Annotated in this window: 24 protein-coding genes and 1 tRNA gene; 15 read left to right on the forward strand and 10 right to left on the reverse strand. The window is 62.6% G+C overall.

The genetic code is table 11. The features are described from left to right. The first annotated feature begins 48 nt into the window (after positions 1 to 48). On the forward strand, positions 49 to 984 hold the full coding sequence (locus tag LRQ04_RS20105) for a tyrosine recombinase XerC (RefSeq protein WP_374198989.1): 936 nt from the start codon (positions 49 to 51) through the stop codon (positions 982 to 984). Positions 985 to 1,220: 236 nt separating this feature from the next. Then, positions 1,221 to 1,724, forward strand: a complete 504-nt coding sequence (locus tag LRQ04_RS20110) for a DUF3145 domain-containing protein (protein WP_018776197.1) — start codon at positions 1,221 to 1,223, stop codon at positions 1,722 to 1,724. 93 nt (positions 1,725 to 1,817) lie between these two features. Here LRQ04_RS20110 and LRQ04_RS20115 read toward each other — a convergent pair whose 3' ends face one another. The 6 genes from LRQ04_RS20115 to aceE form a co-directional block, all read right to left on the reverse strand. Beyond that, entirely contained in the window at positions 1,818 to 3,053 is a 1,236-nt protein-coding gene (locus tag LRQ04_RS20115; protein ID WP_235522075.1) for a beta-ketoacyl synthase, read from the reverse strand. Between the two features lie 131 nt (positions 3,054 to 3,184). Beyond that, positions 3,185 to 3,430, reverse strand: coding sequence for an acyl carrier protein (locus LRQ04_RS20120; RefSeq protein ID WP_175320862.1), 246 nt, complete (start codon positions 3,428 to 3,430; stop codon positions 3,185 to 3,187). Between the two features lie 116 nt (positions 3,431 to 3,546). Next, positions 3,547 to 4,608, reverse strand: coding sequence for a beta-ketoacyl-ACP synthase III (locus tag LRQ04_RS20125; RefSeq protein ID WP_235522076.1), 1,062 nt, complete (start codon positions 4,606 to 4,608; stop codon positions 3,547 to 3,549). Continuing rightward, complete coding sequence (locus tag LRQ04_RS20130; protein ID WP_235522077.1) at positions 4,605 to 5,534, reverse strand: ACP S-malonyltransferase; 930 nt, start codon at positions 5,532 to 5,534, stop codon at positions 4,605 to 4,607. The genes LRQ04_RS20125 and LRQ04_RS20130 overlap by 4 nt, the downstream gene beginning before the upstream one ends. A gap of 88 nt (positions 5,535 to 5,622) precedes the next feature. Then, entirely contained in the window at positions 5,623 to 6,867 is a 1,245-nt protein-coding gene (locus tag LRQ04_RS20135) for a CdaR family transcriptional regulator (RefSeq protein ID WP_211713534.1), read from the reverse strand. A 184-nt stretch (positions 6,868 to 7,051) separates the two neighbouring features. Beyond that, the gene (aceE, locus tag LRQ04_RS20140) at positions 7,052 to 9,829 is read right to left on the reverse strand and encodes a pyruvate dehydrogenase (acetyl-transferring), homodimeric type (RefSeq protein ID WP_235522078.1); all 2,778 of its coding nucleotides are present in this window, start codon (positions 9,827 to 9,829) and stop codon (positions 7,052 to 7,054) included. A gap of 381 nt (positions 9,830 to 10,210) precedes the next feature. Here aceE and LRQ04_RS20145 point away from each other — a divergent pair, with 381 nt between their 5' ends. The 8 genes from LRQ04_RS20145 (at position 10,211) to LRQ04_RS20180 (ending at position 17,345) form a co-directional block, all read left to right on the forward strand. Next, positions 10,211 to 10,630 (forward strand): DUF3052 domain-containing protein, encoded by a 420-nt coding sequence (locus LRQ04_RS20145; protein ID WP_211712171.1) that lies wholly within the window; start codon positions 10,211 to 10,213, stop codon positions 10,628 to 10,630. Beyond that, the gene (locus tag LRQ04_RS20150) at positions 10,627 to 11,130 is read left to right on the forward strand and encodes a peroxiredoxin (protein WP_374198990.1); all 504 of its coding nucleotides are present in this window, start codon (positions 10,627 to 10,629) and stop codon (positions 11,128 to 11,130) included. The genes LRQ04_RS20145 and LRQ04_RS20150 overlap by 4 nt, the downstream gene beginning before the upstream one ends. Continuing rightward, a complete protein-coding gene (locus tag LRQ04_RS20155) occupies positions 11,127 to 12,083 on the forward strand; it encodes an NAD-dependent protein deacetylase (protein ID WP_235522079.1) in 957 nt (318 codons plus the stop codon). The genes LRQ04_RS20150 and LRQ04_RS20155 overlap by 4 nt, the downstream gene beginning before the upstream one ends. Positions 12,084 to 12,160: 77 nt before the next feature. Next, positions 12,161 to 12,236: transfer RNA gene (locus LRQ04_RS20160), tRNA-Val, on the forward strand. A 114-nt stretch (positions 12,237 to 12,350) separates the two neighbouring features. Next, complete coding sequence (locus LRQ04_RS20165; RefSeq protein ID WP_235522080.1) at positions 12,351 to 12,638, forward strand: hypothetical protein; 288 nt, start codon at positions 12,351 to 12,353, stop codon at positions 12,636 to 12,638. Positions 12,639 to 12,862: 224 nt separating this feature from the next. After that, the gene (locus tag LRQ04_RS20170) at positions 12,863 to 13,657 is read left to right on the forward strand and encodes an IclR family transcriptional regulator (protein WP_235522081.1); all 795 of its coding nucleotides are present in this window, start codon (positions 12,863 to 12,865) and stop codon (positions 13,655 to 13,657) included. Positions 13,658 to 13,786: 129 nt separating this feature from the next. Beyond that, the gene (locus LRQ04_RS20175; RefSeq protein WP_374198991.1) at positions 13,787 to 15,145 is read left to right on the forward strand and encodes an MFS transporter; all 1,359 of its coding nucleotides are present in this window, start codon (positions 13,787 to 13,789) and stop codon (positions 15,143 to 15,145) included. Positions 15,146 to 15,290: 145 nt separating this feature from the next. Further along, positions 15,291 to 17,345 (forward strand): acyltransferase family protein, encoded by a 2,055-nt coding sequence (locus tag LRQ04_RS20180; protein ID WP_235522083.1) that lies wholly within the window; start codon positions 15,291 to 15,293, stop codon positions 17,343 to 17,345. A 10-nt stretch (positions 17,346 to 17,355) separates the two neighbouring features. On the opposite strand, the gene LRQ04_RS20185 is transcribed toward LRQ04_RS20180, so the two are convergent. Then, positions 17,356 to 18,423, reverse strand: coding sequence for a D-2-hydroxyacid dehydrogenase (locus LRQ04_RS20185; protein ID WP_235522084.1), 1,068 nt, complete (start codon positions 18,421 to 18,423; stop codon positions 17,356 to 17,358). Between the two features lie 69 nt (positions 18,424 to 18,492). Here LRQ04_RS20185 and LRQ04_RS20190 point away from each other — a divergent pair, with 69 nt between their 5' ends. From LRQ04_RS20190 to LRQ04_RS20200, 3 genes are read left to right on the forward strand one after another with little or no spacing between them, the layout of a single operon-like run. Then, the gene (locus LRQ04_RS20190; RefSeq protein ID WP_235522085.1) at positions 18,493 to 19,404 is read left to right on the forward strand and encodes an NAD(P)-dependent oxidoreductase; all 912 of its coding nucleotides are present in this window, start codon (positions 18,493 to 18,495) and stop codon (positions 19,402 to 19,404) included. A 35-nt stretch (positions 19,405 to 19,439) separates the two neighbouring features. Continuing rightward, positions 19,440 to 20,210: an SDR family oxidoreductase gene (locus LRQ04_RS20195; protein ID WP_235522086.1), complete on the forward strand. Its 771-nt coding sequence runs from the start codon at positions 19,440 to 19,442 to the stop codon at positions 20,208 to 20,210. After that, positions 20,210 to 21,259 carry an L-idonate 5-dehydrogenase gene (locus LRQ04_RS20200; protein WP_235522087.1) on the forward strand — a complete coding sequence of 350 codons (1,050 nt, stop codon included), beginning with the start codon at positions 20,210 to 20,212 and terminating at the stop codon, positions 21,257 to 21,259. Before LRQ04_RS20195 ends, LRQ04_RS20200 begins: the two co-directional genes overlap by 1 nt. Here the strand turns inward: LRQ04_RS20200 and LRQ04_RS20205 are convergent, their stop codons facing one another. Continuing rightward, positions 21,260 to 21,988, reverse strand: a complete 729-nt coding sequence (locus tag LRQ04_RS20205; RefSeq protein ID WP_235522088.1) for a FadR/GntR family transcriptional regulator — start codon at positions 21,986 to 21,988, stop codon at positions 21,260 to 21,262. Between the two features lie 239 nt (positions 21,989 to 22,227). On the opposite strand from LRQ04_RS20205, the gene gndA reads away from it, so the two are divergent. After that, complete coding sequence (gndA, locus tag LRQ04_RS20210; protein ID WP_235522089.1) at positions 22,228 to 23,664, forward strand: NADP-dependent phosphogluconate dehydrogenase; 1,437 nt, start codon at positions 22,228 to 22,230, stop codon at positions 23,662 to 23,664. A gap of 102 nt (positions 23,665 to 23,766) precedes the next feature. After that, positions 23,767 to 24,609, forward strand: a complete 843-nt coding sequence (locus tag LRQ04_RS20215) for an oxidoreductase (protein WP_235522090.1) — start codon at positions 23,767 to 23,769, stop codon at positions 24,607 to 24,609. Here the strand turns inward: LRQ04_RS20215 and epsC are convergent. After that, positions 24,606 to 25,190 (reverse strand): serine O-acetyltransferase EpsC, encoded by a 585-nt coding sequence (gene epsC / locus LRQ04_RS20220; protein ID WP_235522091.1) that lies wholly within the window; start codon positions 25,188 to 25,190, stop codon positions 24,606 to 24,608. The genes LRQ04_RS20215 and epsC overlap by 4 nt on opposite strands. A gap of 41 nt (positions 25,191 to 25,231) precedes the next feature. Beyond that, complete coding sequence (gene cysK / locus LRQ04_RS20225) at positions 25,232 to 26,167, reverse strand: cysteine synthase A (protein WP_235522092.1); 936 nt, start codon at positions 26,165 to 26,167, stop codon at positions 25,232 to 25,234. Positions 26,168 to 26,202 lie beyond the last annotated feature (35 nt).

Consider the following 26,202-nt stretch of genomic DNA (forward strand, 5'->3'; position numbering starts at 1 on the left):
CGAGGAAGGGTATGTTGATGCTGCCTGTTGATACCCGCTACTGGCACAGTGGGAAGCGTGGATGGGCAATCATTACCAGTACCGCTGCAAAGCGCAGTTGAAGGATTCCGGCGCTATCTGGCGGGGGAGCGCGCCAGGTCTTCGCACACCGTTCGTGCCTACATTGCCGATGTCGAGAGCCTTCTCGGTTTTGCTGTTCAGGAAGGTGTCGGCGAGCTCAAAGATTTGGAGCTCGGTTCCCTTCGACGCTGGCTCGGTGCCCAGAGCGAAGCAGGCATGGCCAGGGCCACATTGGCCCGCAGAGCAGCCACCGCACGATCGTTCACCTCGTGGGCGTTGCGGGAAGAGCTGATTGGCGTTGATCCTGCCGTCAGGTTGCAGGCCCCCAAGCGGGACAAGTCCCTGCCGGGAGTCCTGCACCAACAGCAGATGACCAGGATTGTGGATGACCTGACAAAGGCAGCCGAGGAGGGCGGTCCCATGGCCGTGCGGAACCGTGCCATGGTGGAACTGCTGTATGCCACCGGAGTCCGCGTAGGTGAACTCGCGGGCCTGGACATCGATGACCTCGATCCTGACCGACGGACACTCCGGGTGCTGGGCAAAGGTAATAAGGAACGCACGGTGCCATTCGGTGTCCCGGCGGCGATCGCCGTCGACGACTGGTTGAGGCGAGGGCGGCCAGCCGTCGTGACTGCCTTGAGCGGACCCGCATTGTTCCTTGGGGCACGGGGCGGCAGGGTGGATCCACGACAAATCCGCGCAGTGGTGAACAAAGTGTTGCAGGATCTGGGTGATACTTCGGCCACCGGCCCCCACGCGCTGCGGCACAGTGCCGCCACCCACCTGCTCGACGGGGGTGCGGACCTCAGGGCTGTGCAGGAAATCCTTGGCCACAGCAGCCTCGCGACGACACAGATCTACACGCACGTTTCCGTGGATCGGCTGCGGAAGAGCTACCAGCAAGCGCACCCACGTGCGTGACGCGCGGAAGTAAACCCCGCACTGGCGGAAACCGGCAGCGTACGGCAAAATGAAAGCACCACGGGGAAACCTTCAATGCACACTTGAGGGTTATATCTGTGCCAATATCGTCAGTAGCACTTCACATAAATGAATAGCCTGTCAGGGCATGCATGAACTTCATGGCACCGGCAGCAACAACAAACATCCAGGCAGAGGTCGTTGGGGAAGACGTACCTACAGCTATGGAGGATGGAATGTCTGTTGCAACAACCCGCGGTGTCTTGTTTGTGCACTCGGCCCCGACGGCACTTTGCCCGCACGTTGAGTGGGCCATCGGATCGGTCGTGGACAAGCGGACCGATCTTGAGTGGACCCCTCAGCCTGCTGCGCCTGGGATGTTCCGGGCTGAGCTGTCGTGGACCGGTGCGCCGGGCACGGGGGCGCAGTTAGCGTCTGCCCTGAGAGGGTGGGCCCATCTGCGCTACGAGGTTACCGAAGAGCCGAGCCAGGGCGTCGACGGGGCCCGTTGGTCCCATACACCCGAGCTCGGTATTTTCCATGCCGTCACAGACGTGCACGGGAACATCATGGTCACTGAAGATCGCATTCGCTATGCCTACGAGTCCGGTGCGGGGGACCCCTCAGCCGTTTACCATGAACTGTCCTTGGCGCTCGGTGAAGCGTGGGACGAGGAGCTCGAGCCGTTCCGGCACGCAGCCGAAGGCGCACCCGTGCGTTGGTTGCACCAGGTCGGCTGACTCGAGACAAACACCACCCCATAGCAATGAAGAGGGCCCCACCGGATGGTGGGGCCCTCTTCATGTCTTCAGGCCGGGGCCTGAACAGTGCTTCTAGACGTTTCGGACAGCGATGACAGCGTTGTGTCCGCCGAAGCCGAAGGAGTTGCTCAGAGCGACGATATCGCCCGCGGGCAGGTCGCGAACGGAGGTCACGACATCGAGGGGGATCTCCGGGTCCTGGTTCTCGAGGTTGATGGTCACCGGTGTCTTGCGTTCGTAGACAGCCAAAACCGTCAGGACGGCTTCAACGGCTCCTGAAGCTCCCAGCAGGTGACCCATTTGGGATTTGGTGGCAGAGACCGCCACATTGTCCACATGGGTACCAAGGGCGGCCCGGAGTGCGGTGTACTCAGGCTTGTCGCCCACCGGTGTCGACGTGGCATGGGCGTTGACGTGGACAACGTCTTCAGCCTGGATGCGGCCGTCGAACATGGCAGCCTTGAGGGCCCTTGTAGCGCCGAGGCCCTCGGGGTCCGGTGCCGTGATGTGGTAGGCGTCCGCGGTCACCGACGTTCCGGCAAGCTCTGCGTAGATCCGTGCTCCGCGGGCGATGGCGTGCTCCTCGGCCTCGAGGACCAAAGCGCCGGCACCTTCGCCCATGACGAAGCCGTCACGGTCGATGTCGTAGGGGCGCGATGCGCGCTCCGGCTCGTCATTCCGGCGGGAGAGCGCCTGCATGGAGGAGAACGCCGCCAAAGGCATCGGGTGGATGGCTGCTTCAGCGCCACCGCAGACCACCACGTCAGCCTTGCCGGACCGGATCAGGTCCAGGCCAAGGTGGAGGGCTTCCGTGCCGGACGCGCAGGCCGAAACAGGCGTGTGTGCTCCAGCGCGGGCGCCGAGGTCCAGGCTGACGGCAGCGGCTACGCCGTTGGGCATCAACATGGGGACGGTCATCGGAAGAACCCGGCGGGGACCCTTGTCACGGAGGGTGTCCCAAGCGTCCAGGAGCGTCCAGACGCCGCCGATGCCAGTAGCGAAGGCCACTGCCAAGCGGTCGTGGTCGATCTCGCCGATACCGGAATCCGCCCAAGCCTCACGGGCGGCAATGACACCAAACTGCGTGGACGGGTCCATGCGCTTGGCTTCCACCCGGCTCAGGACGTCCAGGGCCGGCGTCGAGCACCGGGCAGCAAAGTGGACGGGGAGGTCGTACTTGGCCACCCACTCATCTTCGAGCGTACGGGCGCCGGAGACCCCTTTCAGCGCGTTCTGCCACATTGTGGGTACGTCGCCGCCGATGGGAGTGGTGGCCCCCAGACCGGTTATGACTACTTTGCGTGCCATGCGATCACTCTCTGTCGGATCAGCCTGCCCTCCCGATGGATGCACGGGGGGAGGCAAGAAAAACTCTGGGCGTTATTGCGGCTGTGCCGGGCGCAAGGATGGAATCCCGGCCCGGCACAGCGTTGTCAGGACTAAGCCTGTGCGTTTGCGATGAAGCTGACGGCGTCGCCGACGGTCTTGAGGTTCTTTACCTCTTCGTCGGGGATGCGAACGCCGAACTTCTCTTCAGCATTGACAACGATGGTCATCATGGAGATGGAGTCGATGTCCAGGTCCTCGGTGAAGGACTTGTCCAGTTCCACGGCTTCGGGGGCAAGGCCGGTTTCTTCGTTGACGATTTCAGCCAGGCCGGCCAGGATCTCTTCGTTGCTAGCCATTGTTGGCTCCTTTTCTTGTTTGTACCGGCTACTGCCGGAAAGGGGGGCAAACCGCGGTTACGGTTTGGGTTTGTAAGTCGTATTCAGTTGGCTGGAGGCCACCGGGACTCCAGGTTCTACGGCAGGACTACTACCTGCGCCCCGAAGACCAGGCCCGCTCCGAAGCCGATTTGCAGGGCAAGGCCGCCGCTCAGCTCCGGGTTTTCCTTGAGCAGACGGTGTGTGGCCAGCGGGATGGAAGCGGCTGATGTGTTGCCGGCCTGGGCGATGTCGCGGCCGATGACAACGGACTCGGGGAGCTTCAGCTTCTTGACCATCTCGTCGATGATGCGCATGTTCGCCTGGTGGGGAACGAATGCCGCGAGGTCTGTGGCTTCGATACCTGCAGCGTCCAGGGCTTGCTGGGCTACCTTTGCCATCTCCCATACGGCCCAACGGAACACGGTCTGGCCATCCTGGCGCAGTGTGGGCCAGACATCCTGGGTGGCCGAAAGAATGGCGGGGTCGTCGATTTCGTCGGAGTGCCGTGCGGACTCGCCAAGTTTCTTGACGTCTTCCAGCGAGTGCGTCATGCCGATGGCGTCCCATTTGCTTCCATCGGAACCCCAGACGGACGGGCCAATGCCGGGAGTGTCGGACGGGCCCACCACCACGGCACCTGCGCCGTCGCCGAGCAGGAAGGAGATGGTGCGCTCGTGGTTGTCGATGACATCCGAGAGTTTCTCGGCGCCGACCACCAGGACGTACTGCGCTGCGCCGGAGCGCACCAGGGCATCAGCCTGGGCCACGCCGTAGCAGTACCCGGCACAGGCGGCCGAGATGTCGAAGGCGGGTGCCGGCGTCGCGCCCAAACGTTCGGTGAGGGCGGCGGCGGCCGACGGCGTGGCGTAAGGGTGTGTCACGGTCGAGACAATGACTGCGCCCAACTGGGACGGTTCGATTCCGGCCTGCTGGATTGCTTCGCGCGCAGCACCTTCGGCCATGTCGATCACGCTGACATCCGCGGCGGCGCGGTGACGGGTGATGATGCCGGTGCGCTGGCGGATCCACTCGTCGGAAGAGTCGATCCACTGGCAAACGTCCTCGTTTGTGACTATGACGTCGGGGCGGTAGGCGCCGATGCCCAGGATGCGGGCGTTCTCATTGACCGCTGTCTTGTTCAGTACCGGGGTGCTCATGCCTGTCCTTCCAATTCAGCGAAAAGTGCAAGAGCCGCGGACAGGTCATCCGGGGTTTTTACTGCAACGGTCTTCACGCCGGGCATGCCGCGCTTGGCGAGGCCGGCAAGGGTCCCGGCGGGTGCAAGCTCGATGACGCCCGTGACTCCGCGCTCGACCATTGTTTCCATGCACTTGTCCCAGCGAACGGGCCGGGAGACCTGTGCAATGAGGCTCTCGACGGCCGCCTTGCCATCGGTAACTTCCTGGCCATCGTAGTTCGACAGCAACGGGACGGACGGGCTCTGAGGCGACAACGACGGCTTGAGGGCTTCCAAAGCGCTCACCGCAGGGGCCATGTGCGAGGTGTGGAATGCGCCGGCGACCTTCAGGGGAATCACCCGGGCCTTGGCGGGCGGGTTGTCTGCGAGAGCCTTCAGCTGGTCGAAAGTGCCGGCCGCGACTGTCTGGCCTGCGCCGTTGACGTTGGCCGGAGTGGCGCCGGAAGCTTCAATGGCTGCCAGGACCTCGGCGGGGTCGCCTCCCACCACGGCGCTCATGCCGGTGGGAGTCACAGCGGCTGCCGCTGCCATGCTGTTGGCGCGTTCACGGACGAAAGTCATGGCTTCGGCGTCCGTCAGGACGCCGGCAAGGGCGGAAGCCGTGATCTCACCGACGGAGTGGCCGGCCAGGATGACCGGGAGGCTGCTGAGCTCGACGTCGAAGAGCGAACTTGCAGCTATCAGGCCGGCTGCAACAATCAGCGGCTGCGCTACTGCGGTGTCCTTGATGGTTTCTTCGTCAGACGTGGTGCCGTGGGCCTTGAGGTCAATGCCTGCGATCTCGCTCAGGGAGGCCAACTGGCCTTCGACGGAGGGGAGTTCCAGCCAGGGGGCCAAAAATCCGGGGGTCTGGGAGCCCTGTCCAGGGCAGACGATTGCAAGCACGTATCCAGCTTTCCAAATTGCCACGTGATCCACTGGTGTTTTGGTACACCAAGCTCACTGGGTCAGTTTGTAGGAAGTCTACAACGGTTCAGTTCTGTGAACGCGACGCGTGACGTTCCGGGGCGGCTTTGGGTTGGGCCGAAAGCCGGCCCACAACCAGGGCCGTTTGCAGCACAAACGCCTCCCTGGGCAGGAGCGGATCCCAGCCTGTGACGTCGCAGACACGCTTCAAACGGTAGCGCACAGTGTTGGCATGCACGAACAGTTCCCGGGCCGTGGCCTCCAGGGAATGACCCAGCTCAAGGTAGGTTCCAAGGGTTTCCACCAGGCCGTTGGAGGCTGCGAGAAGGGGCCGGTAGATATTTTTGATCAGCGATCTGCGGGCTGCGTCATCGCCCGAGACCACACGTTCGGGGAGCAGGTCATCGGCCGCCACCGGGCGCGGAGCCGAGGGCCAGGCGCGGGCGGCCGTGAGGCCCGCGAAAGCCGCTTGTGCCGAACTGCTCGCCTCGACCAGCGAACCGGCTTCGGGTCCGTACACGACGGCGCCGGGGGCAAACAATTCGCTGAGCTTGACGTAGGCCGTGTCCCGGTCCTGTACCCCGCCCAGAATGAGGATCAACCGATCGCCTTGGATTCCCACCAGTGCGTCCTCGGCGAAACGTCCGGCGGTCCGGCGCAGTTCGCTGACGTAACTGGCGCTGGGTTCCGACGGCGAATTGCCCACCATGACGGTGAACCGCTCCTGGGCTTTCCAGCCCAGGGCAGCGATCCGGGACCGCAAAGCGTCCGTGTTTTCGCCTCGAAGAATGGCATCCACGATCAAGGCCTCAAGGCGTGTGTCCCAGGAACCCCGCGATTCAGCGGCACGTGCATAAACGTCCGCTGCCGCAAACGCGACCTCCCGCGAGTATCGCAGGACCGCTTCGCGCAGCGATGGCTGGTCCGACTCCGGAGCGATCACGGGCACCTGGTCTTCAACAACTTCGACGACGATGCGGATCAGCTGCAGCGCCTTCTGCAGGCTGATGGAGCGCGTCAGTTCGGTGGGGGCGTTACCAAAGACATCGGTGAGGATCCACGACGGCGAGCTCGGACGCTCGTACCACGTCACGAATGCGGCGATGCCATTCTGGGCCACCAATCCCAGCGCCGAGCGCTCGTCCGAGCTCAGGCGGCTGTACCAGGGCAATGACTTCTCAAGCTTTCGCATGGTGCTGGTGGACAGTTGCCCAACGTTGGCGCGCAGCTGCCGCAGGGTCTCGGCCTTTTCAGGCGACAATGCCGGGGTTGCTGCCTTGCGCTTGGAAGTTGTTTTGACGGGCTCTGCCATGGAACGAGCATACGGCCCATCCCGGGCAAGCTCCATTTGTGAGAAGGCTACAACTGACGTTGCTGCCCGTCACGTCCTGCCGGGCACCCTGGTTGCCCCCTTAAAGCCCGACGGCGGCCCCCACCTTTCGGTGGAAGCCGCCGTCGCGCCACTGCTGTTGTTACGGGACGTACCCGGCAACTATTTAGGCGTCGCCGCCTGCTCCGCCGGTGGTGCCGGCGTTGACATCCAGGAGCCGATACTTCTCGATGGCCTTCTCCAGTGCGTCCTCGGCAACTTCGCCCTTGGCGGCGAGGAGTTGCAGGGTTTTGGCGACGATGGAGTGGGTGTCGTTTTTGAAGTAGCGGCGTGCGGCTTGGCGGGTGTCGGAGAAGCCGAAGCCGTCTGCTCCGAGGGAGGCGAAGTCGTTGGGGATGTATTGGCGGATTTGGTCGGGCACGGCTTTCATGTAGTCGGTGACGGCGATGACGGGTCCGGTTTTGCCTGCGAGTTGTTCGGTGATGAAGGGGGTGGGTGCGGGTTGGCCGGGGTTGAGGAAGGCGTGGTCTTCGGCGGCGAGTCCGTCGCGTCGGAGTTCGTTCCATGAGGTCACGGACCAGACGTCGGCTGCGACGTTCCAGTCTTCGGCGAGGATCCGTCGGGCTTCGAGGGCCCAGGGGACGGAGACGCCGGAGGCGAGGATTTGCGCGGTGGGCCGGTTGGTGGGTCCTTCGGGGGCGTGGGCGAGGTGGTAGATGCCCTTGATCAGTGCGGTGGTGTCGAGGTTTTCCGGTTCCGCGGGTTGGGTGATGGGCTCGTTGTAGACGGTGAGGTAGTACATCACGTTCTGGTCAGTACTGTCCTCGCCGTACATTTGTTCGAGTCCGTGGCGGATGATGTGGCCGATTTCGTAGCCGTAGGCGGGGTCGTAGGTGCGGACGGCGGGGTTGGTGGAGGCCAGGATGGGGGAGTGCCCGTCGGCGTGTTGGAGTCCTTCGCCGGTGAGGGTGGTTCGTCCTGCGGTGGCGCCGATGATGAACCCGCGGGTCATTTGGTCTGCTGCGGCCCAGAAGGAATCGCCGGTGCGTTGGAAGCCGAACATGGAGTAGAACACGTAGATCGGGACCAGGGGTTCGCCGTGGGTGGCGTAGGAGGTTCCGGCGGCGGTGAACGCTGCGACGGCGCCGGCTTCGTTGATGCCGGGGTGGATCAGTTGTCCGGCGGGTGATTCTTTGTAGGCCAGGACGAGGTCGCGGTCCACGGAGAGGTAGTTCTGGCCTTTGGGGTTGTAGATTTTCGCGGTCGGGAAGAACGCGTCCATCCCGAAGGTCCGGGATTCGTCCGGGACGACGGGCACGAAGCGTGCGCCGAAGTTTTTATCGCGCATGAGGTCTTTGAGGAGCCTCACGAAGGCCATGGTGGTCGCGGCCTGTTGTTTCCCGGACCCGCGTTTGGCGACCTCGTAGGACTTCGCGTCCGGGAGGGTCACGGGGGTGTGGGTGCGGCGGCGTTCGGGGACGAACCCGCCGAGCTCGGCCCGGCGTTCCATGAGGTATTGGATTTCCGGGGCGTCCATGCCGGGGTGGTAGTACGGGGGCCGGTAGAGGTCCGCGTCGAGTTGTTCGTCGGTGATGGGGATCCGGAGGTGGTCACGGAAGGCTTTGAGGTCTTCCATGGTCAGTTTCTTCATTTGGTGGGTCGCGTTGCGGCCCTCGAAGTGGGGTCCGAGTCCGTAGCCCTTGACGGTTTTGGCCAGGATCACGGTGGGTTTGCCCTTGAACTCGGTCGCTGCCTTGTAGGCGGCGTAGACCTTGCGGTAGTCGTGGCCGCCGCGTTTGAGGCCCCAGATCTGTTCGTCGGTCAGGTCCGCGACCATGTCCTTGGTGGCCGGGTTCTTCCCGAAGAAGTGTTCCCGCACGAATCCGCCGGACTCGGCTTTGTAGGTTTGGTAGTCACCATCGGGGGTTTCGTTCATGATTTTCACCAACGCCCCGTCGGTGTCGGCCTCGAGCAGGGAGTCCCACTCCCGGCCCCAGACGACCTTGATCACGTTCCAGCCCGCACCGCGGAAGAACGCTTCGAGTTCCTGCATGATCTTGCCGTTACCGCGCACGGGACCGTCCAGGCGCTGGAGGTTGCAGTTGACCACGAAGTTCAGGTTGTCCAGGTTCTCGTTCGCGGCGAGCTGGAGCAGGCCACGGGACTCGGGCTCGTCCATTTCCCCGTCACCAAGGAACGCCCAGACCTGCTGGTCCGAGGTGTCCTTGATCCCACGGTTCTGCAGGTACCGGTTGGACTGGGCCTGGTAGATCGCGTTCATCGGGCCGATACCCATCGACACGGTCGGGAACTCCCAGAAATCCGGCATCAGGCGCGGGTGCGGGTACGAGGACAGGGCGTGCCCGGCCTTGGACTTCTCCTGACGGAACCCGTCCAGGTCCTCTTCGCTCAGGCGGCCTTCCATGAACGCCCGCGCGTACATCCCCGGGGACGCGTGACCTTGGAAGAACACCTGGTCACCGCCCGAAGGGTGGTCCTTGCCGCGGAAGAAGTGGTTGAACCCCACCTCGTACAGGGTCGCGGCACCGGCATAAGTGGAAATATGCCCGCCCACACCAATATCGGAGCGCTGCGCACGATGCACCATCACCGCAGCGTTCCACCGCATATACGCCCGATACCGGCGCTCGAACTCCTCGTTCCCCGGGAACGGCGCTTCCTGATCCACCGGGATCGTGTTCACATAATCAGTGGTCGTCACCATCGGCACACCCACCGACCGGGCACCAGCACGCTGCAACAACGACCGCATAATGAACTGCGCACGCTCAGTACCCTGCTCGGCGATCAACGCATCAAGGGACTCAATCCACTCAGCAGTCTCTTCCGGATCACGATCAGGCAGCTGGGCAGTCAACCCGCTGAGGATGTGTGAGGTCTCTTCTCCTACAGACACGTCCAACCTTCCTTTAGGCGCATTCATCGGCGCCTCAGGTCTGGCAGGGTAACTGCCCGTCGTGAACGCGTCGTGTGCGACATTTCGGTTTCAACAGCCCGGTCCGATGCGCCGGGCAGGTCTTGTGAGCGCTTGGCTGCCCAGTAGAATTCTTTGGGGCGATCGCCCTGCAGCCATAGCGCTCATGGCCACTCTAGCTTTCACTGTGCCGGGATGCGTAGCCACGGGCCCCGGGGGGCGTTGTATGTCACACTCATAATCCCTCCGTGACCGATACCACGTAGGTATCGGGGCCCCAAAACGCCCCCGGTAGTGCGGAATGTGGCCCCGGGCAGGGACAATGGCTTGAAGCACACGCCCAAAGGGTGTTGGCTGTTAGTAATGGAAGTCACTTCAAAAGGAGGAAACGTGAGCGAGGCCGACGCCGCCACATCGGTAAATGTGGCGGAACGAATGGGTTTCAAAGATGGGGATCTGATTCAGGAGCGCGGCTACGACGATGACGTCGACTTCGACTTGCGTGATGACATCGAAGATGTCACTGGATCCGAACTGTTGGATGAAGACGACCATGACGTAGTGGATGCTGTTGTCTTCTGGTGGCGCGACGGCGACGGTGATCTTGTTGATGCCCTGATGGATTCGCTCACCACTTTGAAGGAAGGCGGAGTCGTCTGGGTCCTGACCCCCAAGTCAGGCCGCGACGGCTACGTTTCCCCGGCAGACATCCAGGACGCAGCGCCCACGTCCGGTTTGCACCTCACCACCTCCGCCGGTGTTTCGAAGGACTGGAGTGCCACCCGTCTGGTGCCGAAGAAGAACAAGTGACCAAGGTCCCCTTGGCGCCGGCGCTGATGACGGTACCGGCCGTTGGTGATTCTGCGCCGGAATTTGAGCTGGTCAACCAATACGGGGAGCCGGTTCGATTGTCCGACTATCGCGGACGGAACGTCGTTGTAGTGTTTTTCCCTTTCGCTTTCTCGGGTATCTGCACGGGAGAGTTGTGTGAGATCCGCGACAACATCGCTGCCTTCGAGGGCGCGAACGCCGCAGTATTGGCCATCTCGGTGGACAGTAAGTTTGTCCAGCGGGCGTACGCCCAGAGCGAGGGTTTCGGATTCGATCTCCTCGCCGATTTCTGGCCTCACGGTGCGGTCGCCCAGGCATACGGTGTGTTTGACGCCGCCAGCGGGATGGCTCTGAGGGGAACTTTTATTATCGACGCCGGCGGCACCGTCCGTTACGCGGTTGTTAATCCAAGGGGCCAAGCCCGGGACTTCGCTGAATACCGCCGGGCCCTTGCGGATCTGGTCGGGCACTCGTCATGAGCCAGGTCAGGCCGGGGGTGGGCATGACTGGCTTCGCCAGCATGGACCCGGAGCCGGCCGTGCACTTGCAACCAGCCGAGTTGGAGGCTGTGTCAGAGGCGCGGTCTTTCCTGGAGGGCAAGCCGTTGGCTGTCCTCACCGGCGCGGGCCTGAGCACGGATTCGGGTATTCCTGATTACAGGGGGCCGGGCTCGGCGCCCCGGAACCCGATGACCTACCAGGAGTTCATCGGCAGTGCGTCCAACCGACGCCGCTATTGGGCCCGCAACCACATCGGGTGGTCCCATCTACGGCATGCCGATCCGAATGCCGGGCATGCCGCCATCGCGTTGATGGAGCGGCGGGGACTTTTGACCGGTCTCATCACCCAGAACGTGGACAGGCTTCATGAGGACGGCGGAAGCGTTAACGTGGTGGACCTGCACGGGCGCTTCGACCAGGTCATCTGTCTCGAAAACGGACACATTTTCAGTCGGAAACTGATCGCGGCCATCCTCGAAGAGATCAATCCTGGATTCCTGGAGGCCGCACTGGATTCAGGAGTAGTTGAAATGGCTCCGGATGCCGACGCGACAGTGGAAGATCCCGACCTGATTACTTCGTTCGTAGTGGCGGTGTGTCCCATCTGCGGCGGGATGCTTAAGCCCAATTTCGTCTATTTTGGGGAAAACGTTCCCAAGGATCGCGTGGCACGCGCTTATGGGATGGTGGATAACGCGGAGGCCCTCCTGGTTGCGGGGTCCTCGTTGACGGTGCAGAGCGGACTTCGCTTTGTGCGTCACGCCGCCAAGGCCGGCAAGCCCGTGGTCATCATTAACCGGGGTGCCACCCGTGGTGACCCCCTCGCTACGGTGAAACTCGACCTCGGAGTGAGCGGTGCTTTGGACTATTTGGCGCGAACGCTGCCCGACATTTCAGGTGCTGCCGGGTCGATTGGTGTTTCCGGCACATAATCATGTAGAGTCATTGTTCGTTGGTTGAAGCGCTGAGGAACTGAAAAGGTCCGCAGGAAGCGCTGAAACCGTCATTTGGGTCTTTAGCTCAGCTGGTAGAGCGCCACGTTTACACCGTGGATGTCATCGGTTCGATCCCGGTAGGACCCACCAAGTAACCCCGCCACGGAGTGCCAACAGGTACGACGCGGCGGGGTTTTTTGTTGCCCTGACAAGGCCCGGATTGCGGTGCCTGAATTGTCAGTGGTGTTCCCTAATGTTTCGGACATGGAATCCGTTGACATCCGCACCACAGTCCAAGGCGCTCCCGTGGCGGTCCAGCGTGGCGGCCAGGAGTGGGACGTGGTGGCTGAGCCTGTCCGCTGGTTCGAGAGGGTGCCGTGGTGGGAACAGTCAAGGCGAATGCCCCGGGGGCACGGCCGGGTTGATATCGAAATCTGGCAGGTCCAGGTGGCTCCGGGCAGAGGGCAGCATTCCGGCGCCGTGACGTGGGAACTTGTCCGGAATGGTGATGGCGCCTGGTACCTCCGGGGCGAGGAAGCCTTGGCTGCCTGAATCCGCGGGTTAAATGGATGAGCTCTCCACCACGACTATTGGGGGATGCCGCGGTGGAGAGCTCGAGAATGAATATACAGCGAACTTTTGGGTTTGAAAAGTGAGTCGATTGGGGGCTCGACTCCAGTATCCGTGGGGAGGGGCACCCCTCAAGCAGGTGAGACACTATGATGAGTAGTGTTCAGCTGAATGAACAGCCGGTACCTCGATGACGAAGGAGAATCGTGGCAGATTCCCGCTCTACCCGCTCGGAGGGGCTGGGCGCGTCGTCGCCGGCTCCTGCCGTCACCCGCGCAGCCGCCGTGCTTGAGGCGCTTGCCGGCTCCCCGTCCGGGCGCCTGACCTTGAGTGACCTCTCGCGGGAACTAGGCATCCCCAAGTCCTCAACCTCGAATCTGCTTCTGGCCCTGGAGGAATCTCGCCTTATTACGCGGCAGGGAGCCGACTTTGCGCTGGGCCGAAAGCTTGTGGAGCTGGGTGCGGCGTATTTGAGCCGCTTGGACGAGGTGCAGGAGTTCTACAAGTATTGTGAACAGGCCCCGACACTTTCCGGTGAGACTGTCAGGATCGCCATGCTCGACGGCGACCACGTCATTTACCTTGCGCGCTACGAAGGCCATCCCGCCGTCCGGCTGACATCGAACATCGGTGACAAGATGCCGGTGTCGCTGTGCAGCGTTGGCAAAGCCTTGCTGGCCCAGTTGCACGACCACGATATTGAGGCGATGTTCCCCGACGGCATGTCGCTGCCGGTCATGACCCCGAACTCGCTGCGTACGGCCGAAGAGTTAAAGGCGCAGATTTCGACTATCCGCACTCAGGGGTTTGCCTTCGAAGACGAGGAATCCACCGTGGGAGTGGTCTGCCTGGCGGTTCCCGTGCCCACCCATGGAGCCCACGGCCCCAGCTTGGGCCTCTCTGTCACTGCACTGAAGGCGACATATTCGGAGGAGCAGGGTGCATTGATGGTCAAGGAACTCAAGGAATTGGCGAGGTCCTTGGGCAATCCCATGGGATAGCACCTATAAATCTGATTTTAGTCTTGGCAAGCTGTTCATCAAGCTGTACGCTGTTCAACATAGTGATCTTGGCGGTGATGCCATCACTATCTCGCTGGGCCAACGGGGGCCCGGGGTGATTTTGAGGGAGTGCTTGTGACAACTCGTACCAAGACAAAGTTCGCGGCGGAAGCCGACGAAGCCGTCGTCGAACCGGAGCAGCTTCGGCGTGCGACGCTGGCCAGCTCTGTTGGTTCCGCTCTGGAGTACTACGATTTCTACATTTACGGTTTGGCTTCGGCGCTGATTTTCGGGCCGCTGTTTTTCGCGCCACTCGGTCCGGATGGGGCACTGATCGCTTCGTTCGCTACCTATGGTGTTGGCTTCGCGGCGCGGCCGTTTGGTGGTCTGATCTTCGGCTACATCGGTGACCGGTTCGGCCGGAAGATGGTCCTAATCCTGACCATCGCCTTGATGGGAACGGCGAGCTTCGCCATCGGCCTCCTGCCTACCTTCGATCAGGCAGGGATGCTGGGCGCAGTTCTCCTCGTCACACTCCGCATCGTCCAAGGGCTCGGGGCCGGCGCCGAGCAGGCCGGCGCCACGACGCTGATATCCGAAGTGGCACCGCGCCGCCGTCGTGGTTTCTTCGCTTCCTTGCCGTTCGTAGGAATCCAGCTTGGCACCCTCCTGGGTGCTGGAACGTTTGCCCTCATTGCCATGGCTGACAAGTCCGTCCTGCAGGGTTGGCTGTGGCGCGTGCCGTTCCTGGCCAGCTTCATCCTGATTGTCATCGCGATCTTCATTCGGCTCAAGCTCAAGGAAACGCCGGCTTTCCAGGAGCTGGAAAAGCACAAGAACGTGGTCAAGAACCCGATCGGTGCTTTGTGGAAGCACTCCAGGAAGAACGTGCTGATCGGCATTGGCCTGCGGATGGGCGAGAACGGAAACTCGTCCATTTACTCGGCGCTTCTGGTTTCGTTCATGAGCATGCCTGCCGGGGTCTTTGCCGGAAACAATTCCATTGGCCTGGTCGGTTTGCTGATTGCGGCTGGGTTCGCGGCAGTCCTCGTTGTGACCTTCGGGGCCCTTTCGGACAAATATGGCCGTGTGCCGGTCTACCGCTACGGTGCGTTGTTCCAAGCCATCATTGCCGTGCCGGCCTTCTACCTGGTGACGTTGGGCAACGTCACGTTGGTGTGGGTGGTCATGGCTGTGGGCATCGCCATCGGCGTCCAGTCGATGCTCGGCCCGCAGTGCCCGCTCCTCCCGGAACTTTTTGGCTCGCAGTACCGCTTTACGGGCGTGGCGATGAGCCGGGAGATCTCAGCCGTCCTGGCGGGCGGACTGGCACCCCTGCTCGGTGCGCTGATGCTGGCGGCCACGAACCACTCGTGGCTGGTCCTGGCCATCTACTCGCTTGTCCTGGCATTGATCTCGTTCGTCACAACCTTCTTCACCCCGGAGACGGCAGGACGCGACCTCGTCAGCACCGAAGACGCGCGGTAGCTTCTGGCTTAGGCGCTCAAAGCACTGCGGCGCGGTCCCTCCGAGAGGAGGGGCCGCGCCGCTGTCGTTTGTCCTGTCGTTCTCCTTGGGGTGGACATTGGCCGAGGGCAGTGCAGAATTGGTGCAGCGGAAGAGGAGCGTGTCCATGACGGCAACCAAGGACGTGACATCGCCGGAGAGCCCCGGACAGGTTCGGCGCGCTGCCGGGACAACTTTTCGTCCTGAGATCCAGGGTCTTCGCTCGCTTGCAGTACTCATGGTCGTCACTTACCACATCTGGTTTGGCCGGGTATCCGGCGGTGTGGATGTGTTCTTGCTGATTTCGGCGTTCCTGATGACCCTGCAATTCGTTGGGCGCTACGAGGATGCCCGTACCGTTTCACTGCTGCGGCACTGGCTTCACCTTTTCTGGCGGTTGTTGCCCGCGGTCGTGGTGGTCCTGCTCGGGACATTGGCGGCAACTTTCCTGGTCATTCCACGGACGCGGTGGACCGAGATCGTCAACCAGGCCTGGGCCTCGCTGTTCTACGTCCAGAACTGGCTGCTGCAACGGCAAGTGGTCAACTACTATGCGGCTGACCATAGCCTGGCCAGCCCCATGCAGCACTTTTGGTCGCTATCCATCCAAGGGCAGGTCTTCATTCTTTGGCCTGCGATTTTTGTGCTGACCGCATTGGTCTGTCGCCGGTTTGGATGGTCGTACCGTGCCGTGCTGCTGGGAGTCTTTGGACTGGTTTTTACAGCCTCGCTCGCTTATTCGATTTACTTCACCGCGGCACATCAGGAACTGGCCTACTTCGACACTTTTGCCCGCTTGTGGGAGTTCGCTTTGGGCACCCTTGTTGCATTGCTCCTTCCCTTCCTGCATCCACGCAAGGGAATGAGAGCCGTACTTGGCTGGGTTGGTGTTGCTGCAATGCTGAGCTGCGGCGCCATCTTGCAGGTCCGCACAGCATTTCCCGGCTATGTTGCCCTATGGCCCACGCTGGCTGCGGTAGCAGTGATTGTGGCCGGACAATCGGGAAGCCGGGTTGGCGTGGACCGGATCCTGTCCTCGAGGCTGCTGGTTGGGCTGGGGTCCACCTCATATGCCCTCTACCTATGGCACTGGCCGCTCCTCGTCATCACTCTGGTGTGGATTGGTGAAGACCATGCGGACTGGTTGACGGGCTCGTTGATTGTGATGGCCTCGCTGCTCCTGGCCTACGTCACCACGCGTTGGGTGGAGCGGCCGCTGCGTGCGTGGCGATGGCCAGAGGCCAAGCGGCGCCGCCTGGCTGTGGCCGTAGCAGTGTGCCTGGCCGTTGGGGCGTCGCCCATGGCAATTTTCGGCTACCAGCGGCAGGTGGAAAAAGACATCCTGGCTTCGCAGGGGACCGAGGACAACCCGGGTGCCAGGGCGTTGCTGCCGGGCTATGTCAACACCGGCAACGCGAATGCGCGGCCGCTGCCTACGCCTGAGCAGTTACCGGACGATTGGGGAAGGCTCGACGGTCCCTGCGTCGGCGAGTTGCGTCCTGCCGATGCCGCGCTTGCTGCGGAATGCCAGCAAAACGATGTGGGAAGCGGAGCGAAGAAGACGATTATTGTCGTAGGCCAGTCGCATTCCCTGCAGTGGCTGGGTGCGATTGGTCCCTTGGCCAAGGAACAACAGTGGCGCGTCCAGGCCATCACTTTGGGCGCCTGCCCCTTCATGACCCAGACGGAGGAGGTCGGAGCTGAGTGCAACCGGTTCAATGCACAGGTTCGGCAGCACATACGCCAGCACCATCCGGATGCGGTTTTCCTGGTGGGGACAGCGGCGGTTCCGGATTCACCCGACGAAGATTTGACGTGGGGACTGGACGATTTGGTGGGCGAGCTAACGGATCAGGGGGTGGAGGTCATTGCCATGCGGGACAACCCGCGGTTCTCCTTCAGTCCCAGTGAGTGTGCCATCGCCTCGGGAGTGGACGGTCCCGGCTGCAGTCCCGCGCTGTCCTCGGTCCTGGCGGAAAGCAACCCGCTGGAGCGGCTGGAGGGGACCTTCACCGGTTTGTCGATTTTGGATATGACCGACCTCATTTGTGACGGTGCCCGTTGTCCGGGGATCATCGGCAACGTCTACGTTTACCTGGACGACAACCACCTCTCGGCCAGTTACACAAGAAGCATGACCGAAATGCTGTCCGAGAGATGGTTGGCCGCCACAGGCTGGTAGTTGGTCCGGTTTAGTAGAAGTGGACGGGATCCACCAGATGGGGGAGTTCGCCGCCATCCAGGAAGGTGCGCAGGTTGCTGCAGAAACGCTCGGCGATGAGGCGGTTTTCAGCCTCGCTCAGGGCCGAGGTGTGCGGGGACACGAGGACCTGGGGGTGGTTCCACAACGGGCTGTCCTGCGGGAGAGGTTCGACGGCGAAGACGTCAAGGCACGCGTAAGAGACCTGACCGTTCCCGAGTGCCTCGTGCAATGCCTCCTCATCGACGACGGTTCCGCGGCCGACGTTGACGAATACGGCCCCGGGCTTCATGGCCGAGAAGATTTCGCGGTTGAACAGCTTCTCCGTGTAGGGGGTCCCGGGCAGGGTGTTCACCACTGCGTCAGCGCCGGAAACCAGGGAGGCCAGGTCGTCGTTGGTGGTCACCTTGTCGATGCCTTCGATGGCTTCGACGTTGCGCTTGGTACCGCTGACCTTCATGCCGAGGGCGCGGGCTATACGGGCAGTTTCCATGCCGATTTCACCCAGTCCTGTGATGACCAGGGTGGAACCGTTAACGAGTTTGGTGGGTGTCCGCAGCTCAGGCCAGTTCCTGGCAGCCTGGTCGCGGCCCATTTCGGCGCTGCGCTTGAAGCCGTTAAGGATGCCGAAGGCCGAGAACTCTGCCAGTGGCAGGGCATGGACCCCGGCCGAGGTGGTCACCTTGAATTTGCGCAGCGCTTCAGTGTCCAGGCCTGAGGCCTTGACGGCGCCGCCTGCTCCGGCGGCCATGGCGTGGATCCACTGCAGGTGCGGATTGCTTTCCGCCACCTTGGCGAGTCCGGCGGGGCTTTCGTTGGGGAAGCCGTAGAGTACCTGTGCCCTGTTCAGCATGGCCCAGTAACGTTCTTCCTGTTCGGGCGTCCGTTTGAAGTCGGGATCGCCGGCATGGTCCGCGGGGAAGCGCTCGGGCGGCAGCAACTCGGGATCGTAGAGAACCGTTACGGAGGGATCAACAGCGCGGATCAGCTCTACGTGCTCTGCTTCGAGCGGCACAGCGATGGCGATGGTAAGTTCATCAGTCGTCATGGTGTTCATCATACTGAATGGCGGCTAGGATATTGAACAGAATTTCCCGAGATGACCACAAAGAAGTGAGGTATTACTGGCATGGACGGTAAACGTGTGGGCTTTGTCGGTTTGGGGCTCATGGGCGCACCCATGGCCGCGAACATCGCCAAAGCCGGGTGGGCAGTCACCGGCTGGAACCGCTCCGACAAGGCCTTCAGGGACCTCCGTGGTGTCGAGCGCGCCGCCGAAGTGGCCCACCTTCGCGATGAGGATGCCATCATCTTCATGCTCCCTGACCTGCCGTTTATCGAGGAAGCCGCACAGGCCTTGCTCGAATCCTGGCGGGGCGCGCCGCCAAAGCCGGGCACCGCCGTCGTCATCATGAGCAGCGTCTCGCCAACCGCGGTCCAGCAGTTCGGCCAAACCGTCCACGAAGCGAGCGGCGGCAACGCATCAGTGGTGGATGCCCCGGTCAGTGGCGGAACCAAAGGTGCGCAGGACGGCACCCTGGCCATCATGGTTGGCGCCGACGAACTCCAGTTCGAGGCACTCAAGCCGCTCCTCGAGACCATGGGAACAACCGTGCGGCGCATGGGGCCGCTTGGGTCCGGATCGCTGGCCAAGGCGTGCAACCAACTCATCGTAGGAACCACGACGGCGGCACTCGCCGAGGCAGCCGAGCTCGCCGAACGCTCCGGCATGGACGTGGAGGCGCTCTTTGATGTCCTTTCGGGCGGGCTCGCCGGAAGCCGGGTGTTGGACAACGTTGGGCCGCGGCTTGCAGCCAAAGACTATGCACCGACGGGACCGGCCAAATTCATGCACAAAGACCTCGGATTCGTCCTTGAGAGTGCTGAAGCTGCCGGCTCCGCCGTGCCCCTGGCCACAGCCGCCGTCGAGCTGTACGCCGAACTGAGGCGCCAGGGACTCGGAGACCAGGACCTTGCCGTCGTCCGGCAAACCATCGCCAATTTGAGCCCGACCCCAACCGCGACGTCGCGCAGCAACTGAGCCGGCGCAACCGAAGAAGGAATGAAGAACAAACCATGAGTGGACTTTTCGATCTGACCGGGCGGGTTGCCTTGGTTACTGGTTCAAGCCGGGGGATAGGTAACGCCCTGGCCAGGGGCCTTGCCGACGCTGGAGCCACGGTGGTGCTCAATGGCATCAGCGCTGAAAGACTCGACGCCGCGCAGGAGGCAATGGCCGCCGACTATCCGGCAGGAAGGGTCCACAGCCGGGCCTTCGACGTCACCGACGCGGAGGCCGCCGCTGAAGGCGTAGCGTGGATTGAGCAGAACGTCGGACCGCTCGACATCCTCGTGAACAACGCCGGGATCCAACACCGGGTCCCCATGCTTGACCTCGACGTCAAGGACTGGGACCGCGTGATCACCACGGACCTGACCAGCGCATTCCTGGTGGGCCGTGAAGCCGCCAGGCATATGATCCCCAGGGGCCACGGCAAAATCATCAACATCTGCTCAGTCCAAACAGACCTCGCCCGACCAACGATCGCACCCTATGTCGCCGCCAAGGGCGGGCTGCGGAACCTGACCCGCGCCATGACCGCTGAGTGGGCGGCGTCCGGGCTGCAGATCAATGGGATCGCCCCGGGTTACATCCACACCGAGATGACGCAGAACCTGGTGGACGACACCGACTTCAACTCCTGGATCCTTGGCCGGACACCTGCCAACAGATGGGGGACTGTCGCGGACCTCGCCGGCCCAACGGTGTGGTTGGCCTCGCAGGCATCCAACTTCGTCAACGGCCAGACTATCTTCGTCGATGGCGGAATGACGGTGGTGGTCTGATGGGCATCACACTTCCCACAACCGCTCCGGCGGTGGTCGCCCATGGCAAGGACGACCTCCGCATCGAAGACATTCCGCTGACCGAGCCCACGCCGGACCAGGCGATCGTCGAAATCGCCTACGGCGGTATCTGCGGCTCCGACCTGCACTACTGGCTGCACGGCGCTGCGGGGGAGTCCATCCTCAAGGAGCCCATGGTTCTCGGCCACGAAATCGTTGGCACCGTGGTCCAGCAGGCCGCGGATGGCAGCGGCCCAGGCGTGGGAACGCCCGTGGCAGTCCATCCGGCGACACCCGCCCCCGGCGACGCCAGATACCCCGAGGACCGGCCAAACCTGTCCCCGGGTTGCACATATCTGGGCAGCGCTGCCCGCTACCCGCACACCGATGGTGCCTTCAGCCGATATGCAAACCTGCCATCGAGGATGCTTCGCCCATTGCCGGAAAACCTGGACCTCCGGACCGCTGCCTTGGTGGAACCGGCCAGTGTCGCCTGGCACGCTGTGGCCCGGGCGGGGGACGTCCGCGGAAAAACGGCGCTCGTCATCGGAAGTGGCCCTATCGGTGCGCTCGCGGTCGCGGTCCTGAAGCGCGCCGGCGCTGCCCGGATTGTCGCCGTCGATATGCATGACAAGCCGCTGGAGATCGCACGGGCGGTCGGTGCGGACGCCGTACTCAAAGGCGACGAAGCGGAAGCCATCGCGGCCGTGGACGCCGACGTCGTCATTGAATCCTCCGGCAGCCATTACGGGCTGGCCTCTGCCATCAAGGGAGCCACCCGTGGCGGCAAGGTAGTGATGGTGGGACTGCTCCCGTCAGGGCCTCAACCGGTGTACATCTCACTGGCCATCACCCGGGAACTCGAACTGCTGGGTTCATTCCGTTTCAATGACGAAATCGAGGACGTCATCGCTGCGCTCGCCGACGGTTCGCTTCAGGTGGATCCCGTGGTGACGCACGAATTCGACCTCGCCCACGGGCTCGAAGCCTTTGACGTGGCGAAGAACCCTGCTGAGTCCGGAAAGGTGCTGCTGAAGTTCCGGGAGTAGCTAGTTTTTGGCAACAGGCACAAATACGCGGGGTTGGTCATCCCAGCTGGGGGCCAACTCCGCGATGGTCTGCCGCATGATCCGGGCAGCGGCGTCCCGCGCAACAGGACCGTCGCCGGCCTCGATGGCGTGCGCAACATCCATGTGCCACTGCAGGGCCTGCTTTTGGGGGTGCTCCGGCATCAGGCCGTGCACCGTCCTGCCGGTCAGCGTCTCGGTGACCTGGCCGATCAGGTTCGCAAACATTTCATTGCCTGAGCCCGACAGGACCAGGGCGTGGAAACGGATGTCGAGGTCCAGGAACGTGGCCATGTCGCCGGCGTCGCCGGCTTCCTTCATGGCGTGGGAGATGCCCACCAGCTCCTTGCGAAGCGCATCGGGGGCGTTATCGGCCGCCAGTTCAGCTGCCACGGGCTCGACGGCGGAACGCAGCTCCGCCAGCGAACGCAACTGGGCTCCGCGTCCTTCGCCAGCCAATCGCCACCGAATGACCAAAGGATCGAAGGGGTTCCAGCGGTTGGCCGGTAGGACTCTGATCCCCACCCGCTTGATGGTCTCCACCAGTCCCAACGACTGAAGGACCCGAACCGCTTCGCGGACAACCGAACGTGAAACCTTGAGCTCGTCTTCCAAATGCTCCGCCAACATGACATGGCCAGTAGGAAGGGCGCCGCCGACAATGCGGGTCCCCAGATGCTCGACGGCGCGGTGGTGGAGGCTGGTTGACATAGAGGTAAGCATAATGGCGCGGGGAGTGATGGCGCGCAGGAATGGCAACGCAGTCCCCTTGGGAGGGTAGTGCAGGCAGGAGGCATCATAGACTGTTTATGACGTGGCGCCGTTCCACTTGGTGGGCGCCGCTTTCCTGCCCCGGATTTAAATACGTATGGTTTATTACAGCCCCTGGTTTTGATTTTGCTTCCTGCGTGTCCGCAGGACTGTTTGTACACGAACGAATTGGAGTTTTGATGTCAGCACACATCGGTGTCACCGGCCTTGCGGTGATGGGTGCCAACCTGGCCCGCAACCTTGCCCGCAACGGCTTCACCGTGGCGCTCCACAACCGCTCCGTGGAGAAGACCGACGCCCTGCTGGAGAAGCACGGCTCGGAAGGCGACTTCATTCGCACCGAGACGCTGCAGGAACTCGTCGACTCCCTCGAAAAGCCCCGCCGCGTCCTGATCATGGTCAAGGCAGGCGCACCTGTCGATAACGTCATCGAGCAGCTCGAACCGCTTCTCGAGGCCGGGGACATCATCATCGATGCCGGCAACTCGCACTATGAGGACACCCGTCGCCGCGAAGCTGCCCTTGCCAAGAAGGACCTTCACTTCGTCGGCGTCGGTGTTTCCGGCGGCGAAGAGGGCGCCTTGAACGGACCCTCCATCATGCCCGGCGGATCCAGGGAGTCCTACGACGCCCTCGGCCCGCTGCTGGAAAAGATCTCCGCCAAGGTCGACGGCGAACCCTGCTGCGCATGGATCGGTACCGACGGCGCGGGCCACTTCGTCAAGATGGTCCACAACGGCATCGAGTACGCCGACATGCAGGTCATTGGTGAAGCCTTCGATCTTCTCCGTTCAGGCGCCGGCATCGAGCCCGCCGAGCAGTCCAAGATCTTCGCCGAATGGAACAAGGGCGATCTGTCCTCCTTCCTGATCGAAATCTCCGCCGAGGTCCTGGGGCACGTGGACGCCAAGACGGGTAAGCCGTTCGTGGACGTCGTCGTTGATGCCGCAGGCCAAAAGGGCACCGGCCGTTGGACGGTCATCTCCGCCCTGGAACTTGGCTCACCGGTCTCCGGCATCGCCGAGTCCGTCTTCGCCCGCGCACTGTCTTCCCAGACCGAGCAGCGCAAGCTCGGCCAGGAACTGCTCGCCGGCGAAGAAGCCTCCGTGGAAATCCCGGAGACCTTCGTCGAGGACGTCCGCCAGGCACTTTACGCCTCGAAGTTGGTTTCCTACGCCCAGGGTCTGGACATGCTGACCTCCGCTGCCAAGGAGTACGGCTGGGACCTGAAGCTGGACGAGATCGCTTCGCTGTGGCGCGCAGGCTGCATCATCCGCGCAGAACTGCTCAAGGACATCACCAAGGCATACGCTGCCGAGGAGAAGCCCGCCAACCTGCTCTTCGCACCGGCCTTCACCAAGGCCATCGCGGAGGCTCTGCCGGCTTGGCGCCGCGTCGTAGCCACTGCGGTGCAGCTGGGCATTCCCGTACCGGTGTTCTCCTCCTCGCTGGCCTACTACGACGGACTGCGCCGCAAGCGCGTAGCCGCTGCACTGATCCAGGGCCAGCGTGACCTCTTCGGTGCACACACCTACGGTCGTGTGGACACCGAAGGCACCTTCCACACCCTGTGGGGCGAGGACAAGTCCGAGATCTCGGCTGTCGACACCCACTAGCAACATCGCGCTGAAGGCCGGTTTCCTCCCACTAGGCTGGGAGGAACCGGCCTTTGCCGTACCGGATGGCGGTGCGTTGGGCCCCAGAAAAGGACAACAGCCATGAAAGCGCGGACCGCACTCGTGACGGGGGCATCCACAGGTATTGGTTTCGAAACCGCCATTGCCCTGAAAGCCGCCGGTTTCACCGTCTACGCGGGTGCTCGTCGCCTTGAAAAGATGGAGCCGCTCAAAGCGTACGGAATCGTGGTCCTGTCCTTGGACGTGACCTCTGAGGAGTCCATGGCATCCGCGGTGGCATCGGTGGAAAAGGCCCATGGAAGGGTCGATGTCCTGGTGAACAACGCCGGCTATGGTTCCTATGGATCCCTCGAAGAAGTTCCCCTCGACGAAGGCCGACGCCAGTTCGAGGTCAACGTCATGGGGCTGGCACGCATGACGCAGCTGGTGATTCCCGGTATGCGACGGGCGCGCTCCGGCAGGATCATCAACGTCTCGTCCATCGGCGGAAAAATCTACGAGCCCCTGGGCGCCTGGTATCACGGCACCAAATTCGCGGTGGAAGGCATGAGCGATTCATTGCGTTTGGAACTAAGGCCACACGGCATCGACGTGGTCATCATCGAACCGTCCGGAACAGACTCCGAGTGGGGAACCATTGCGGGGACTGGGTTACTCGCCCGCTCCGGGGAAGGACCCTATGAAGACCACGCCCACATCGTCGCTGCGGCGTTGGCTTCCACGTCCGGGCAGGGCCATGTCCTCTCAACGCCAGCCCGGGTAGTTGCCGACACGATAGTTCGCGCCGCCAACGCAAAACGCCCCAGGACCCGCTACCCGGTGGGCAGGGGGGCCTGGAGCGTCCTGGCGATGCGCAGAATTCTTCCGGACCGGATCTTCGACGCCGTTTTCCTGAATTTCTACAAGAGACTGGCTGGAGGCTAGATCCGGTACTCGATATAGTACTCGGCGGGATCCACGGCAGGTTTGGTTTCGGATCGTGCATCCCGATGCCGCCATGTGGCCGGAATCCCGGTGATGATTGATTCCGGGGGCGCATCCTTGACCACTACGGCGTTGGCACCCACAGCACTGTCCGCGCCGATGGTGATGGGACCCAGGACCTTGGCACCGGCGCCAATGGTGACCCGGTCGCCGATGGTGGGGTGCCGTTTGACCTTGGCCAAGGAGCGTCCGCCGAGCGTGACGCCGTGATAGATCATCACGTCCTCGCCGATTTCGGCCGTCTCCCCAATGACCACTCCCATGCCGTGGTCGATGAAGAACCTCCGGCCGATGGTAGCGCCGGGATGGATTTCAATGCCTGTCAGGAATCTGGCCAGCTGCGAAATCAGGCGGGCCGGAAAACGGAGTGCAGGGTTTTGCCACAGCCGGTGCGTCACCCGGTGTGCCCAGATGGCGTGGAGTCCGGAGTAGGCGAAAAAGTTCTCGAAAGAGCCTCGAGCCGCCGGGTCATGCGACCGGGCGGCGTCGAGGTCTTCCTTAAGCCTTGCGAAGAAGCTCACAAAGACCTTTCTACAGGAAATGAAGGCATACGGGCCGAGTTCTAGCCGCGGATGTCGTCGAACAGGACGGTGGAGATGTAGCGCTCTCCAAAGTCACAGACGACGGCGACAATGAGCTTGCCGGCGTTCTCGGGGCGCTTGGCCAACTCAAGGGCACCCCATACGATGGCGCCTGAGGAGATGCCGCCCAGGATGCCTTCACGGGCACCGAGATCGCGGGCTACGCGGACCGAATCTTCCAGCGTGGCGTCAAGGACCTCGTCGTAGACGTTGGTGTCGAGGATCTCCGGCACGAAGTTGGCACCGATGCCCTGGATCTTGTGGGGACCGGGTGCGCCGCCGTTGAGGATCGCGGAGTCCTTGGGCTCAACAGCAACGATCTGCACACCAGGCTTGCGCTCCTTGAGAACCTGCCCGACGCCGGTGATGGTGCCGCCGGTGCCGACGCCGGCAACGAAGATGTCGACTTCGCCGTCGGTGTCTTCCCAGACTTCCTCGGCCGTGGTGGCGCGGTGGATGGCAGGGTTGGCCTCGTTGGCGAACTGCTGTGCCCAGATGGAGTTTTCAGTGTTGGCCACGATCTCCTGGGCCTTTTCCACTGCTCCGCGCATGCCTTCGGAACCCGGGGTCAGAACGATCTCGGCACCGTAGGCGCGCAGCATGACGCGGCGCTCAGTGGACATGGTCTCGGGCATGGTCAGGATGACCTTGTAGCCGCGTGCAGCGCCGACCAGTGCCAGGGCGATGCCGGTGTTGCCGGAGGTGCCTTCCACGATGGTTCCGCCGGGCTTCAAGGCGCCGGACTTCTCAGCGGCATCAATGATGGCTACGCCGATGCGGTCCTTGACGCTGTTGGCAGGGTTGTAGAACTCAAGCTTGACCGCAACGGTGGCGTCAAGGCCTTCGGTGAGCCGGTTCAAACGGACCAGCGGTGTGCGACCGACCAGCTGCGTGACGTCGTCGTAGATCCTTGCCATGAAGATTATGCCTATCTCTGAGGAGGGAATGCTGA

It is taken from the genome of Paenarthrobacter sp. AR 02 (assembly GCF_021538675.1).
Taxonomy (GTDB): Bacteria; Actinomycetota; Actinomycetes; order Actinomycetales; family Micrococcaceae; genus Arthrobacter.

Excerpts from the sequence above, each read along its gene's own strand:
- LRQ04_RS20200 (WP_235522087.1), top strand. The coding sequence starts at position 20,210 with ATGGGCATCACACTTCCCACAACCGCTCCGGCGGTGGTCGCCCATGGC.
- gndA (WP_235522089.1), top strand. The coding sequence starts at position 22,228 with ATGTCAGCACACATCGGTGTCACCGGCCTTGCGGTGATGGGTGCCAAC.
- LRQ04_RS20125 (WP_235522076.1), bottom strand. The coding sequence starts at position 4,608 with ATGAGCACCCCGGTACTGAACAAGACAGCGGTCAATGAGAACGCCCGC.
- cysK (WP_235522092.1), bottom strand. The coding sequence starts at position 26,167 with ATGGCAAGGATCTACGACGACGTCACGCAGCTGGTCGGTCGCACACCG.
- LRQ04_RS20195 (WP_235522086.1), top strand. The coding sequence starts at position 19,440 with ATGAGTGGACTTTTCGATCTGACCGGGCGGGTTGCCTTGGTTACTGGT.
- LRQ04_RS20120 (WP_175320862.1), bottom strand. The coding sequence starts at position 3,430 with ATGGCTAGCAACGAAGAGATCCTGGCCGGCCTGGCTGAAATCGTCAAC.
- LRQ04_RS20135 (WP_211713534.1), bottom strand. The coding sequence starts at position 6,867 with ATGGCAGAGCCCGTCAAAACAACTTCCAAGCGCAAGGCAGCAACCCCG.
- LRQ04_RS20165 (WP_235522080.1), top strand. The coding sequence starts at position 12,351 with ATGGAATCCGTTGACATCCGCACCACAGTCCAAGGCGCTCCCGTGGCG.
- LRQ04_RS20155 (WP_235522079.1), top strand. The coding sequence starts at position 11,127 with ATGAGCCAGGTCAGGCCGGGGGTGGGCATGACTGGCTTCGCCAGCATG.
- LRQ04_RS20185 (WP_235522084.1), bottom strand. The coding sequence starts at position 18,423 with ATGATGAACACCATGACGACTGATGAACTTACCATCGCCATCGCTGTG.
- LRQ04_RS20110 (WP_018776197.1), top strand. The coding sequence starts at position 1,221 with ATGTCTGTTGCAACAACCCGCGGTGTCTTGTTTGTGCACTCGGCCCCG.
- LRQ04_RS20180 (WP_235522083.1), top strand. The coding sequence starts at position 15,291 with ATGACGGCAACCAAGGACGTGACATCGCCGGAGAGCCCCGGACAGGTT.
- aceE (WP_235522078.1), bottom strand. The coding sequence starts at position 9,829 with ATGAATGCGCCTAAAGGAAGGTTGGACGTGTCTGTAGGAGAAGAGACC.
- LRQ04_RS20190 (WP_235522085.1), top strand. The coding sequence starts at position 18,493 with ATGGACGGTAAACGTGTGGGCTTTGTCGGTTTGGGGCTCATGGGCGCA.
- LRQ04_RS20205 (WP_235522088.1), bottom strand. The coding sequence starts at position 21,988 with ATGTCAACCAGCCTCCACCACCGCGCCGTCGAGCATCTGGGGACCCGC.
- LRQ04_RS20215 (WP_235522090.1), top strand. The coding sequence starts at position 23,767 with ATGAAAGCGCGGACCGCACTCGTGACGGGGGCATCCACAGGTATTGGT.
- LRQ04_RS20115 (WP_235522075.1), bottom strand. The coding sequence starts at position 3,053 with ATGGCACGCAAAGTAGTCATAACCGGTCTGGGGGCCACCACTCCCATC.